Consider the following 15,234-nt stretch of genomic DNA (forward strand, 5'->3'; position numbering starts at 1 on the left):
TTAAACCTTATAATCAAACGCATGCGTAACGTTTTTTGTATTGCCTTTGTCATTTTCCTAAGTGGTCATGCGCTCTTCGCCCAAACGGTGACGGGTGAGCCGGCAGCCATCCCCCATCGGCCAGAAAAGTTTCACCTCAACCCATGGGAGGATCCGCTGATCACCAGCCTGAACAGGATGCCAGCAAGGACCACAGCGTATTCCTATAAAGATGCGGAAACCGCCAAGATAGGGGATCGAGAGGAAAGCCGCATTCAGTTGCTGAATGGTGATTGGGACTTCCATTTCGCCATGAACATGAAGGAAGCACCAAGTGACTTTTACAGGTCAAGGGTAACAGGATGGGACAAGATCGAAGTGCCTTCCAACTGGGAGCTCAAAGGCTATGATAAGCCCATTTATAAAAGTGCCGTTTACCCTTTTCGCCCTATTAATCCACCTTATGTCCCAGAAGATTACAATGGTGTGGGCTCCTATCAGCGGACTTTTGAATTGGAGGAAAATTGGGAAGACATGAACATTACGCTTCATTTTGGAGCGGTGAGTTCTGCTTTTAAGGTGTGGCTAAACGGTGAATTTGTCGGTTACGGAGAAGATAGCTTTTTACCTTCCGAATTTAACATTACGCCCTACTTACGTTCTGGGGAGAATGTGCTGTCCGTGCAGGTTCTTCGCTGGAGTGACGGCTCCTACCTCGAAGACCAGGACCATTGGCGACTCAGTGGCATCCAGCGGGAGGTGTTTTTGATGGCCGAACCCAAGCTGAGGGTCTATGATTTCCATTGGCAGGCCACATTAGCGGAAGATTATACCAACGCTACTTTTAGCCTTCGGCCTAAAGTCGAAAACCTCACTGGAGAAAGGGTGCCAGACAGTAAGCTGACCGCTCAGCTTTTTGATGCAGAAGGCAAGCCCGTGTTTGCCACACCACTGGAGATGGCGGTAGAAGATATTTTGAACGAAAGCTATCCCAGGTTGGACAATGTGAAGTTTGGCCTGTTGGAAGCCACTGTGGAAAATCCGCATCTATGGAGTGATGAGCATCCTTATTTATACACGCTGGTCATTGGTTTGGAGGGCGCAAAGGGACAGCTGCTGGAAGCCAAAAGCTGTAAAGTAGGCTTTCGCGATATTCGATTTGACCCTGAAACGAGCAAATTGCTCATCAATGGCAAAGAGACCTATATCTACGGCGTCAACCGCCACGACCATCATCCTGTCCGAGGAAAGGCCCTTACCCGCCAAGATATTGAGGAAGACGTAAAGACGATCAAGCAATTTAATTTCAATACCATCCGCACCAGTCACTACCCCAATGATCCGTATTTCTACGAGCTCTGCGACGAATACGGTATTTTGGTGATCGATGAGGCCAATCACGAAACCCATGGCATTGGCGGGAAGTTGAGCAATGATACCCAATGGACCCATGCTTATATGGAGCGGGTCAGCAGAATGGTGCAGCGTGACAAAAACCATCCATCCATCATTTTCTGGAGTTTGGGCAATGAGGCAGGGCGCGGGCCGAATCATGCGGCCATGGCTGCTTGGGTGCATGATGTGGACATTACCCGGCCGGTCCATTATGAACCGGCACAGGGAAATCACCGTGCAGAAGGGTACATTCCCCCAAACCATCCCGATTACCCAAAGGATCATGCCCATCGGATCCAAGTACCCACCGATCAACCCTATGTGGACATGGTCAGCCGTTTTTATCCCGGGATTTTTACCCCGGATTTATTGGTCAATCAGCACGCAGACCATCGTCCCATTGTCTTTATTGAATATTCCCATTCCATGGGGAACAGTACCGGAAATATGAAGGAGCTTTGGGATAAGTTTCGGTCACTGCCACAAGTTATCGGGGGATGTATTTGGGACTTCAAGGATCAGGGACTGCTGAAGCAAACCGACGATGGGGAGGCATTTTATGCGTATGGCGGGGACTTTGACGAGGAGCGACATGATGGCAATTTCTGTATCAACGGCATTGTTGCCTCCGATGGACGACCAAAAGCCGCCATGTACGAATGCAAATGGGTGTATCAACCGGTGGAGATGACGTGGGAAGATTCGACTGAGATGACCGTGCGCATTCACAACCGGCATGCAGATAAGAGCTTGGAGGATTATCTGTTTGAACTTTCATTGCTGCAGAACGGGGAAAGAGTAAATCGGCGGGATTTGCCGAACCTGGCCTTGGCAGCAGGAGAAGATACTGTAATAAACCTTAAGCCCTATCTTCCAGACCTGCAACCTGGCGACGAATACCTTGCCCATCTTACCTTTAGCTTGTCAGAAGAGGAGTTATGGGCAGGGAAAGGCCATGAGGTCGCGCAGCAGCAGTTTCAGGTCCAAAAAGGAAACTCACCCGAATTTCCTGCACCGCGTCAAGCTTTCGAAGTAGAAGAATCCGTTACGAATATTTTAGTGAAGGGAGAAGGCTTTCAAGTAGCCTTTGGCAAATCCACTGGGGCACTGGAAAGCTATCAGTTGGCGGGAGAAGAGCAAATTTCCCAGCCGATGGCGTTGTCTTTTTCGCGCCCGCTTACTGATAATGACCGAAAAGGATGGAAGCCCCATGAAAAATTAAAAGTTTGGTATGAAGCGACTCCCAAGTTGAGCGATATGTCCTCTTCCAAAGAGGAGGATGGATCCATTGAGGTAACGAGTAAGTATGCCTTGATAGATGGTAAAGCGGAAGCTACGGTGGTGTACACGGTGCTGGCCGGAGGAGTGGTAAAGGTAGATTATACGCTGATTCCGCTTGACGACCTTCCAAACCTTCCAAAAGTAGGCATGCATTTGGGCATTCGCAGGGAATATGACCAGATCAGGTGGTACGGCAAAGGGCCTGTCGAAAATTACATTGACAAAAATCATGGCTTCATGGCAGGAATTTACCAACAGCCCATCGATCAATTCATGGAACCCTATGTGATGCCACAAGAAAATGGTAACAGAACCGATGTCCGCTGGATGGAGCTCACGGATAAATCAGGTGAGAATGGATTGAACATCACTGCGGATAGCCTGCTGAGCATGAGTGCTTGGCCATTCACGGCAGAAAATATCAATGCGGCCGAGCATACTTACGAGCTTGATGACGCAGGATTTATCACCGTTAATATTGATTTGGCCCAAATGGGAGTGGGAGGAAATGACAGTTGGTCAGACGTAGCCCAGCCCCTCCAGCAGTATCAGCTTCCGGCCAAACCTTATCGGTACAGCTATTATATTAGAGCCAAGAGGAAAGATTAAAGAATCAAGACCGGAGAACGCCTAAAAAGTCCCCCTTTTAGGGGGATTGAGGGGGTAAAAGTATCAAGACGTGAGTAGCAAGGGCCAAGATTCCTCCCCTTAAAGGGGAGGTTAGGAGGGGTATTGTTGGAGCGAAAAAACCAATATCTGAGCTGTTCCCAATACCTTCCCCTAGCATTTCGAAAGAGAAACGAGGAACTTACTATAACATGGATTTATCATTCTAAAATCAAGAAGAAAAAGAATCTAGAGTAAAGACCGGAGAGCGCCTAAAAAGTTCCCTTTAGGGGGATTAGGGGTACCGGCATGAAAGCCTTAACCGTTAAAACAAATGTCTTCAATAAAGACCCAACATATCATTTGTCTTTTGCTTTTTACTTTGCTTGCCGTGTCGTGTGGCGGTTCCGCAGAGGAAGGCAAAGATGCGACCGACGATTTTAAGCCCACTTATGAAACCTCCCAGCCATGGGTGTATTGGTACTGGATGTATTCCACTTATTCAAAAGAGGGGATTACGGCAGATTTGGAGGCCATGAAAGAAGCGGGGATAGGAGGGGCGTTTTTGATGTCCATCAAGGGCCCTGCCACGCCGCCGTTGACCCCTCAGCCTACCTTACAGGGCTCTGAAGCGTGGTGGGAGATGGTCCATCATGCCATGAAAGAAGCGGACAGGCTCGGACTTCGTTTGGCCATGCATGCTTGTGATGGGTTTGCCGTAGCGGGCGGGCCTTGGATTACCCCTGAGAAATCCATGCAAAAAGTGGTATGGACGGATACGTTGATACAGGGGGGAGCCAAAGTGGATGTTCAGCTAAATCAGCCAGAAAGCTATGAGGATTATTATCGGGAATTGGCAGTATTTGCCTTTCCGGTAAAAGCTGAATGGCAGCAATCATCAGAAACCTTACGGCCGAGGGTAACCAACAGTTTTGGAGATCAATCCTTGGAATATTTGTTGGATGATGCCGATGACCAGCGCTTCGGGACCAATGATGAAGCTTGGATTCAGTATGCCTTTGAAAAACCCTTTACCTGCAGGTCCATTCGGATCAAGACCAGTGGCAACAGCTATCAGGCCCACCGACTAAAAATTGCTGTTAGTGATGATGGGGAGCATTTTAGAGAAGTAACACGGCTCACTCCACCGCGACATGGGTGGCAAGATTGGGATTATGATTACACCCACAGCATTCCTGCGACCACGGCCAAGTACTTTCGTTTTATCTATGATAAATCCGGCACAGAACCCGGGGCAGAGGACTTGGATGCAGCCAAATGGAAGCCATCGCTAAAGGTGAAGACCATCGCCCTTTCTTCCAGGCCTACCATAAATCAGTATGAAGGCAAATCAGGAGCCGTCTGGCGCGTGAGTGAACGTGCGGACAAGGAGGTGTTGCCCTCTTCGGAATGTGTTCCCTTGGACCAATTGGTAGATGTTTCCGATCAGATGGATGCTAATGGAAGGTTGGTCTGGGATGCGCCTGATGGAGAATGGAAGGTTATGCGTTTTGGCTATACGTCCACGGGGCATACCAATTACACCGGAGGCGGCGCCAAAGGACTGGAAGTAGATAAATTCAACGCCGAGGCGGTAAAGTTTCAGTTTGACCAGTGGTTTGGAGAGGCTTTGCGCACCGCAGGGCCTGAGTTGGCAGAGAAGGTATTGAAGATTTTCCATATTGACAGCTGGGAAGCCGGTAGCCAAAACTGGTCGCCTGTTTTTCGGGAGGAATTCAAAAAGCGTAGGGGATATGACATGGTCAGCTATTTGCCGGTCATGGCAGGTGTGCCCCTGGAAAGTGCCGAGACATCCGAGCGGCTTCTTTACGACCTTCGCAGGACCATCTCGGAAGTAGTGATGGACAATTTCTTTGGGACCCTGCAAGCCGAAGCCACTAAAAATGACGTGAAATTCAGCTCCGAAAATGTGGCGCCCACCATGGTGAGTGATGGGATGGAGCATTTTAAATACATCGATTATCCCTCGGGGGAATTTTGGCTGAACAGCCCTACACACGATAAGCCCAATGATATGAGGGATGCGATTTCGGGAGGGCACATTTATGGGAAGCAGATTATTCAAGCAGAAGCCTATACAGAATTGAGAATGGACTGGGATGAATATCCCGGGATGTTAAAAGCTTTGGGGGATCGGAATTATGCCCTGGGCATCAACCGTTTTTTTTACCATGTATTTGTTCATAATCCTTGGCTAGACCGTAAACCGGGCATGACCTTGGATGTGATAGGATTGTACTTTCAGCGGGACCAGACCTGGTGGAAGCCCGGCAAGGCCATGGTAGATTATCACCAACGGGTGCAATATCAATTGCAAAAGGGCCATCCAGTGATTGACTTGGCGGTGTTTACGGGAGAGGATTTGCCCAGTAGGTCGGTGCTCCCCGAGCGCTTGGTGCCCTTTTTGCCCGGTCCGGCAGGAAAGGAAAAAATGGCAGCAGAAAAAGCCCGCTGGGCCAATGAGGACCAACCTACCCGCGTCATCCCAAAAGGGGTAAAGCATTCCGCAAATATGGCCGATGCAGCAGATTGGACAGATCCTTTAAGGGGCTACCACTATGACAGTTTCAACAAGGATGCTTTTTTAACATTGGCAAAAGTGGAAGATGGAAAGGTGGTTTTTGGTAAAGGTACCAGCTATTCCTTTTTGGTATTCCCCGGGCAGCGGAAGATGAACCCCAATGCCCGTTTGATGTCGGTGGAGGTAGCGGAGAAATTATTGCAACTCGTCAAGGAAGGCGCGACTGTTTTGGTGGGCGAAGAGCCAAGAGGTACCTTAGGGTATCAGGAAGATGAATCGCGGTTGGCAGCTGTGGTGCAGGAGCTTTGGGCTGGAGAACAAAATGCCTCCCAACAAGGAGGCCATCCCAAAACGTGGCAAGTCGGAAAAGGGAAAGTTGTCCAGTTGCCTTATCAGCAGGCGACTTTTGAGGGCATAGGCCTGGCACCCGATGTGGTGGCGGTAGACCAAAACGGAAAGCGGAATGCCGGATTCGCCTTTGCCCATCGCAGAAGCGGGACAGAGGATGTGTATTTCCTGTCAAACCAACAGGAAGAAACGAGAAGATGGGACATTTCTTTTCGCGTTAGTGGCAAGAGACCGGTGTTTTATGACGCGGTGTTGGACAGGGAGTATCCGGTGAGCAAGTGGAAAGAAGTGGATGGCAGGACCGTTCTTCCGGTACAATTGCCCGCAAATGGATCTTTATTCGTGATCTTCAGGGAAGATACTGCAGAAAAAGCCGTCAATGAAGGGGACAACTGGCCTACCTACAGTGAGGTGCAGCCCGTGAGCAGTCCATGGGAAGTGGCCTTTGATCCCGATTATCGGGGTCCTCATGCAGTCCTGGAGATGACTACCTTGGAAGATTGGAGCAGCCATGCCAATGACAGTATAAAGTACTATTCGGGCACGGCAGTGTATAAAACTTCTTTTGATTGGAATAAAAAAGATGAAGGTGTATTTTGGCTTCACTTAGGGGAAGTGGCCAATATCGCCTCGGTCAAGGTGAATGGAAAGGATTGCGGTATCGCGTGGACTTTTCCGTATCAAGTAGACATTTCCGATGCCTTGAGAAATGGCCAAAATGAATTGGAAATCGCCGTGACAAACACTTGGGCAAATCGGATCATCGGGGATTTGAAGCTTCCTGAAGCGCAGCGATTTACCAATACCATAGCTGATTTGGAGCGGATGGAAGGGAGAGAGCCGCTTGAAGCAGGTTTATTGGGGCCTGTACGCATCTTGGAGCAAAACAAGTAGGAAGCCGGTGCTGTAGCGTTATCCCATGAAGACATTAGGAAAACTTAACCGTTCGTGATTTATCATCGCGAACCGATAATAAATGGGATTAGTAATCCCTTAATACGAAAACATTCAATTGGAAGCCTGAAACCTTTCAACATACAACCATAAAAACCTTTTAACCTTAAAATACCCATGAAAAATAGTTTGGTTTTTTTAGGACTTTTCTTTTTGGTAAATGTGTCATTTGGCAAAGTGACTTTACCTTCCATTTTTACGGACAATATGGTGCTCCAACAGCAGATGGAGGCCCCTATTTGGGGGTGGGCATCGCCTAATACATCCGTAAAAATCACCACTAGCTGGGATGAGCATGTTTATACCGCCGAATCAAATGCGGATGGAGAATGGAAGGCCAAACTCAGTACGCCTGAGGCTGGAGGGCCTTTTGTCATCAGCATTACCGATGGAGAAGAGTTGACCCTGGAGAATGTACTGGTCGGTGAAGTCTGGTTATGTTCCGGACAGTCCAATATGGAGATGCCGCTGAAAGGATTTCCCGGTCAGCCGATCATAGGAGGAAATGAGGCCATCGTCAACAGCAAGAATGACCAAATCCGCCTGATTACCGTCCCCCGTAAATCCACCGTCCAAGCGCAGGACAACTTCGAGGGCCAATGGCAAGAAGCCGCACCCGGCGTGACTTCCAATTTCAGTGCTACGGCCTGGTTTTTTGGCACGCAGCTGCACCGATCACTTGGTGTCCCGATTGGCTTGGTACATGTCTCTTGGGGAGGTTCGAGTATAGAAGCTTGGATGAGCGAACAGATGTTGGCCGATTTTAAGGATGAGATCAGCATTCCGAAGAGTGAAGATGAAATCGATGTGCCCAATCGGACCGCCACAGCACTTTACAATGGGATGATCACACCAATTGCCGGATATGGTATAAAAGGCGCTATCTGGTACCAAGGTGAATCCAATAACGGTCGCCCTGAGCAGTATGAAGAGCTGATGGTGACCATGGTCCGGGAATGGCGCAATGAGTGGGGCGTAGGCGATTTTCCATTTTATTATGCCCAAATAGCACCCTTTAATTACGGGATGTTCACCCCAAATGAAGTGATCGAAAAGAACAACTCGGCTTACCTTAGAGAGGCCCAACTACAGGCCATGGACAGGATCCCCAACAGCGGGATGGCGGTATTGATGGATATTGGGGAAAAGGAAAATATCCACCCGGCGGATAAAAAAGCAGGGGGGCATCGGTTGGCTTACTGGGCGTTGGCGGAGACTTATGGAATCGAAGGCTTTGAATACAAGAGTCCACGGTTCGAAGCGATGGAAATCAAGGGCAGTACGGTCATCGTTGCGCTTGAGAATGTGCCGGTGGGCATCACTTCGTACGGTAAGGAAGTGACCAGTTTTGAGTTGGCCGGAGAAGATAAAAAATTCTATCCAGCTACTGCCGTTTTGAGAAGGAAGTCGGTGATGCTTTCTTCGCCGCATGTAGATAAGCCTGTGGCCGTGCGCTATGCGTTTAAGGATTTTGTGGTAGGGGAAATTTTCAGCACAGGAGGTATTCCGATGAGTTCCTTTAGGACGGATGATTGGTGATGTGTGAAGGAAAGCAAATACAAGTAATTTGAAGCAGGGCATTTTAATTGCCCTGCTTAGACGAGGTTGTCTCATAACTCCTCGTCATTGCGATTCCGATGGATATCGGAAGAAGCAATCTCGTCATACGTGCAATGCAAGCACATCGAGATCACTGCACTCCGCTCGTGATGACGGATTATTTATTTATGAGACAGCCTCTTTTTTTAAGGCTTGAAACGGATGAAAAGTCCTGCTGATCGCCTAGATTTTAGGATTGGAAAATTAGTTAGTTGAAGGTTGAAAAGTTTCAAGGTGGATTTCGTTTGAAAGATCAACTTCTATAAAATCAAAAAACCATGTTCTTTGTTAGTGTGTGGTTTTTTCAGAAATACTGCATTATTCCGCTTAACTAATTTCTTTGATGTTTAAGTTTTTTGATCTTTTCCTTAAATAAGAGAGAGGCTTATTTAAGTTTTTCATGGTTTTTCTTAAATAACACCATTGCTTGTTTAAGTAAATAGCTACTTTTGTTAAATAAGCAAATGGGTGATACTATGAAAAAGTTTGTTTCTGGAAAATATATTAATCAAGGTACCTATAAAGCCTTCATGCCAAATCAAATCAATAGGGAATGGCAAATAGAGAATATGGAGGTTTTGACACTGTTAAGTCAAGCCGATCGGCAGCTGGGAAGATTAGATATGTATTCAGATTATGTCAATATTGACCTTTACGTAAGTATGCACATTGCCAAGGAAGCTACACAATCCTCCAAGATAGAAGGGACACAGACCAATATGGAGGAAGCATTTATGGGGAGAGATGATATAGCTGCAGAGAAAAGAGATGATTGGGAAGAGGTGCAGAACTATATAGACGCAATGAACCTCGCAGTAGATCAATTAAATACCTTACCTTTTTCTAGTAGATTGATTAAGAAGGCCCATGAAATTTTACTTAAAGGAGTAAGAGGAGAGCATAAGCTTCCAGGAATATATAGGACTAGCCAGAATTGGATCGGAGGAGCTACACTAGGCGATGCAGTTTTCATTGCCCCGCCACACACTGAAATTGGAGAGTTGATGTCTGATTTGGAGAAATTTGCGCATGATGACCAGCATCCTTTGCCTGATTTAATAAAGATCGCGTTAATACATTATCAGTTTGAAACCATTCATCCATTTCTAGATGGGAATGGAAGAGTGGGGAGATTATTGATAACCCTCTTTTTGGTGAGCAAGAATATACTGAAGCGGCCTATTTTATATTTATCTGATTTTTTTGAACGAAATCGGTCGCTTTATTATGATAACCTTATGAGAGTGCGAACACATAATGATTTAAATCAATGGCTTAAATTTTTTTTAGTTGGAGTAATTGAAACTGCGAAACAGGGGATACATACATTTGATGGCATTTTGCAGCTTCAAAAGATCCTTGATGAAAAGCTCAAGAGAATGGGAAGTCGAGGAAATGACGCTCGGATGGTCATAGATCAGCTATATTCCCGACCAATTACAGATGTGACGAAAGTGGAAAAGATCATCCAAAAGTCCAATGTATCAGCGTATAAGTTAATTGCTGAAATGGAAAAGATGGACATTATTGATGAGATTACCGGGGGACAGCGAGGTAAGATGTACATCTTTAAAGATTATGTGAATCTATTTGAAAAAGGACGCTAACCATTTTCTGCTTTCCCAGATCAAACGGAGGAATGATCGCATGAGGTAGGAGAGCAGGGCATTTCAACTTCCCCGCTCAGAAAGCCCGCATTGCAAAATGCGGGCTTATGATTTCTAAAGTGACTTCAATTAAAGACTGCTCACAGCATACCACAGGAAGGTAACTACTTCACTTTTTTATATTTTGAGGTCATATTAACGTAAAAATGAAGCAACCCTTACTGATTGTCTTTAGTCTTTTTTGGCTCGGAATAACCTCAAGTAGTGCCCAAGATCTAGCCGCTTACCATCCCGTATGGACATCCATGAGCAAAAATGCCAGCGAATCCATGCCTTTAGGAGGTGGAGATATCGGGATGAATGTGTGGGTGGAGGATGGCGAGCTGCTGTTTTATTTTTCCAGAAGTGGGACATTCGATGAGCATAATACACTATTGAAACTGGGAAGAGGTAGGGTCAGGCTGACGCCAAATCCTTTTGAGGAGGGTGAAGCATTCCGCCAAGAACTTCACCTTCAGGATGGGAACGTCCGGATCACAGGGTATGTCCAGGATAAAGCGATCAATATCGACTTATGGGTGGATGTATTTCGGCCGGTAATCCATGTGGAAGTCAACGGCGAAACCCCCACTTACTTGGAAGTAGCCTATGAAAGTTGGCGCTACAAAGACCGGACGGTAAAGGGAGCTGCCAATAACGCCAATTCCTACAAGTGGGCACCGCAAGGAGAGGTCATTACCTACCGTGACAGTATTGGATTTCAGGATGGAGGGGTTTTGTTTTACCATCAAAATCGAGAAGAAACGGTTTTTGACGTGGCTGTAGCACAGCAGCAAATGACGGCAGTAAAGGATCAAATGATGAATCCTATCGGTCACCTTGTTTTTGGAGGGATCTTAAGGGGAGAGGATTTGGCTCCTACTAGTGTGAAAAGCGGTGTTTATCAAGATACTGATTTTAGGGCTTACCCACTAAAGAGCATTAGCCCTCAAAAGGATCATGCATTTGAGATTTACCTGCACACGGATCAGACTCCTTCTTTGGAGCAGTGGAAGGCAGGATTGGATAGCGTGGTGCATACGGCAACGTTAGCGTCTTCCGGGGCCAGAGAAAAAACGAAAAAATGGTGGAATGACTTCTGGAAACGAAGTTACGTGATCACAGACCCTCAGCAAAAGGCGGCGAATGATACGGTTTGGCAGATTGGCCGAAACTATCAGCTGTTCCGCTACATGCTGGGATGTAATGCCTATGGAACTTACCCTACCAAATTTAACGGAGGGCTGTTTACAGTGGATCCAGTCTATACCAAACCCGATATGCCCTTTACGCCAGACCACCGCAATTGGGGAGGAGGGACTATGACTGCCCAGAACCAGCGGTTGGTTTATTTCCCCATGCTGCGGTCGGGTGATGTGGACATGATGAAGCCACAATTTGACTTTTACCTTCGCATGCTGAAAAATGCAGAATTGAGAAGTCAAGTGTATTGGGGGCATGAGGGGGCAAGTTTTACAGAGCAAATCGAAAATTATGGCCTGCCAAATCCAGCAGAATATAATTGGGAACGTCCGGAGGACTATGATCCCGGCATGCAGTACAATGCTTGGCTGGAACACCAATGGGATACAGTACTGGAGTTTTGCCTGATGATGCTGGAACAAGAGCGGTATGCAGGTAAAGATGTTCCCGCGTACATTCCGTTTATCGAAAGCTGTTTGCGGTTTTTCGATGAGCATTACCAGTATTTGGCCCGTCAGCGCGGAGCAAAGGTCTTTGATGAAAACGGAGACTTGGTCCTCTATCCAGGTTCTGCCAATGAAACCTATAAAATGGCCTATAATGCCAATTCGACCATTTCGGCACTTAAAACTGTTTTAAAACGGCTAATAGCCTCTTCCTCATCGGATAGCACTACATATTGGCAGGCAATGCTGGAGCGGATTCCGCCTTTGAGTTATAGGGAAATCGATGGCCATCGGCTGTTGGCGCCAGCAAAGCTGTGGGAGCGGGTAAACAATACGGAAGTACCGCAGCTTTATCCGGTATATCCGTGGGGGATTTATGGCATCGGGAGGCCAGACCTTCAGACCGCTATCAATACTTTCAAGTATGATCCTGATGCCTTAGCGTTCAGAAGTCATGTAGGCTGGAAACAGGATAATATCTTCGCGGCGCGTCTGGGATTGACCAGTGAAGCAGCCAAATGGACCTTGAAGAAAATGGGGGATTCCGGAAGGCGTTTCCCTGCCTTCTGGGGGCCAGGTTTTGATTGGGTGCCAGACCACAATTGGGGTGGATCGGGGATGATTGGGATGCAAGAGATGCTGCTGCAGACGGATGGCGAAAAGATTTACCTCTTTCCGGCTTGGCCAAAGGACTGGGATGTGAAATTTAAACTGCATGCCCCTTACCAAACGACTGTGGAGGGCATACTGGAAGATGGCGAACTCAAGGAGTTGAACGTCTTTCCCAAGGAGCGGGAAGCGGATGTGAGGAATTTGCTGGGATGGGACGTGGAGAGTCAAGAGCAAAGAATCAAGAGTAAAGAATCAAGAGTAAAGACCAGAGAGCAGGATGCTGTTCCTGATTTGCAATCAGGAACTAACAATAAGGGGGATTTGCAATCCCCAAGTCCCTACGGCTACGTTCAGTCCCCCTTTTAGGGGGATGTAGGGGGTAGCAGTGCTTTTTTGAGAGGAGCTCCTGTTGGTGCTGGTCCTGATTTGTCTGTTCCTGATTTGCAATCAGGAACTAACGATAAGGGGGATTTGCAATCCCCTTTGAAGAAGCCGAAGAAATTCATTTTCATACGAAAATGCTTGCGGCACCATTTTCATGACAAAAACGAATTAACATTAATAACATGAACCTAAAATATGTAATCGCAGGAATTGGGATGGGGATTTTCACGAGCCATTCAGCCATGGCCCAGCATGAGGGCCTAGTGGACAATTCCCAAAGTCCCTACGCCAAACTCAAAAGTGTCAACCTCCAAGACGTCACATGGACCGATGGTTTTTGGGGCGAGAAATTCAAGATCAGCCGGGAGCAGACCATGCCGTTTATGTGGGCGTTGTACCATGATGCCGATCAAAACCATGCGGTGAGAAATTTTGAAATTGCTGCTGGAGAAATGAAAGGCAAGCACGATGGCCCATCTTTCCACGATGGAGATTTTTACAAGGTCTTTGAAGGAATGGCGGCGCTTTATGCCGAGACCAAGGACCCTGAACTGGATGCACAGATGGATGAGGCCATTGCCCTTATTGCTAAAGCGCAGCGAGAAGACGGTTACCTGCATACGCCGGTGTTGATCGAAGAGCGGTGGGGAACCTTAGGAGACGAATACCTCCAGAAGCAGTTGGGTTTCGAAAAATACAATATGGGCCACCTGATGACGGCTGCTTGTGTCCATTATAGGGCCACGGGAAAAGATAATTTCTTGGATATCGCAAAAGGTGTGGCGGACTTTCTGTATGATTTTTATAAGGAAGCTTCTCCAGCACTTGCCCGTAATGCCATCTGTCCGAGTCATTATATGGGCGTGGTGGAAATGTACCGAACCACAGACGATAAGCGTTACTTGGAGCTGGCGCAAAACCTGATTGACATTCGTGGCAAAACCGACGACGGTACCGATGACAATCAGGACCGGGTGCCATTTCGCGAGCAAACAGAAGCCATGGGCCATGCCGTAAGGGCCAATTACCTGTATGCAGGGGTAGCGGACCTTTATGCAGAAACGGGTGAAGAAAAACTGCTTGAAAACCTAAAGTCCATTTGGGAAGATGTCGTTTATCGCAAAATGTACGTGACCGGAGGTTGCGGAGCACTTTATGATGGTGTTTCCCCGAACGGGACTTCCTATAATCCCACGGAGGTCCAAAAGATCCACCAAGCCTATGGCAAGCCTTTCCAGCTGCCCAATGCTGCTGCTCATAATGAAACCTGTGCCAATATTGGCAATGTCCTTTGGAACTGGCGCATGCTGCAGCTTACCGGAGAGGCCAAATACATGGACGTGATCGAGCTTAATCTGTACAATAGCATTCTTTCAGGAATCAGCTTACAGGGGACCGAATTTTTCTATACCAATCCCCTTAGTGCCAAGAAAGATCTCCCTTATCACCTGAGGTGGCCCAATACCCGGGAAGGCTATATAGCCCTTTCCAATTGCTGTCCGCCAAATGTGGCCAGGACCTTGGCAGAGGTGGCCAATTATGCTTATAGCACTACCGAAGACGGACTGTATGTCAATTTATACGGAAGCAATAAGCTGCAAACCACATTGGCCGATGGCCAAGAGCTCCTGATCAACCAATCTACTTCTTATCCGTGGGATGAAACCATTTCTTTGGACATCGAAAAGGCCCCAAAAGATGATTACTCCGTTTTCCTTCGGATTCCAGGCTGGTGCCACGAGGCTTCTGTGACGGTGAATGGGGAGGAGCAGCACATGGATTTGGCCGCGGGCCAATATGTAGAGATCAATCGGTCGTGGAAGAAAGGAGACCAAGTGACTTTGACCCTGGCCATGCCGGTGCAATACTTGGAAGCCAACCCCTTGGTGGAGCAAGCTCGTGGCCAAGTGGCGGTTAAAAGAGGTCCGGTCGTGTATTGTGTGGAGTCGATGGACCTCCCCGCTGGAAAATCCGTGGATGATGTGGTCATCGCTCTTTCCGAGGAACTATCTCCCGAGGCATTCACGATTGGTAATAGCGAACTGATCAGTCTTACGGGAGAGGTGTATTATCAGTCTGAAGACAACTGGGAGAATCAACTCTACAGGGAAGTTTCTGATAGTGGATTTGAGAAGGGAAATATTCGTTTGATTCCTTATTACAGCTGGGCAAATCGAGGCGATGGTGAAATGATGGTGTGGTTGCCGTACGAGCGAAAGTAGTAAGAATTCAGGCCTGG

6 protein-coding genes are annotated in these 15,234 nt (G+C 47.4%); all 6 read left to right on the forward strand.

Translation table 11 applies throughout. The features are described 5' to 3' along the window. Nucleotides 1-21: 21 nt before the first annotated feature. The 6 genes from ECHVI_RS08325 to ECHVI_RS08350 all read left to right on the forward strand — a co-directional run bounded on the left by ECHVI_RS08325 (nt 22) and on the right by ECHVI_RS08350 (nt 15,217). On the forward strand, nt 22-3,264 hold the full coding sequence (locus tag ECHVI_RS08325) for a glycoside hydrolase family 2 TIM barrel-domain containing protein (protein WP_015265525.1): 3,243 nt from the start codon (nt 22-24) through the stop codon (nt 3,262-3,264). Between the two features lie 331 nt (nt 3,265-3,595). Beyond that, on the forward strand, nt 3,596-7,045 hold the full coding sequence (locus ECHVI_RS08330; protein ID WP_015265526.1) for a glycosyl hydrolase: 3,450 nt from the start codon (nt 3,596-3,598) through the stop codon (nt 7,043-7,045). Nucleotides 7,046-7,222: 177 nt separating this feature from the next. Next, nucleotides 7,223-8,644, forward strand: a complete 1,422-nt coding sequence (locus ECHVI_RS08335) for a sialate O-acetylesterase (protein ID WP_015265527.1) — start codon at nt 7,223-7,225, stop codon at nt 8,642-8,644. Nucleotides 8,645-9,168: 524 nt separating this feature from the next. Further along, nucleotides 9,169-10,311, forward strand: coding sequence for a Fic family protein (locus ECHVI_RS08340; RefSeq protein ID WP_015265528.1), 1,143 nt, complete (start codon nt 9,169-9,171; stop codon nt 10,309-10,311). Between the two features lie 206 nt (nt 10,312-10,517). Then, nucleotides 10,518-12,977 carry a DUF5703 domain-containing protein gene (locus tag ECHVI_RS08345; RefSeq protein WP_015265529.1) on the forward strand — a complete coding sequence of 820 codons (2,460 nt, stop codon included), beginning with the start codon at nt 10,518-10,520 and terminating at the stop codon, nt 12,975-12,977. 200 nt (nt 12,978-13,177) lie between these two features. After that, nucleotides 13,178-15,217 carry an aceric acid hydrolase gene (locus ECHVI_RS08350; RefSeq protein ID WP_015265530.1) on the forward strand — a complete coding sequence of 680 codons (2,040 nt, stop codon included), beginning with the start codon at nt 13,178-13,180 and terminating at the stop codon, nt 15,215-15,217. Nucleotides 15,218-15,234 lie beyond the last annotated feature (17 nt).

Origin of the sequence: Echinicola vietnamensis DSM 17526 (assembly GCF_000325705.1) — a bacterium.
GTDB classification, from domain to species: Bacteria; Bacteroidota; Bacteroidia; order Cytophagales; family Cyclobacteriaceae; genus Echinicola; species Echinicola vietnamensis.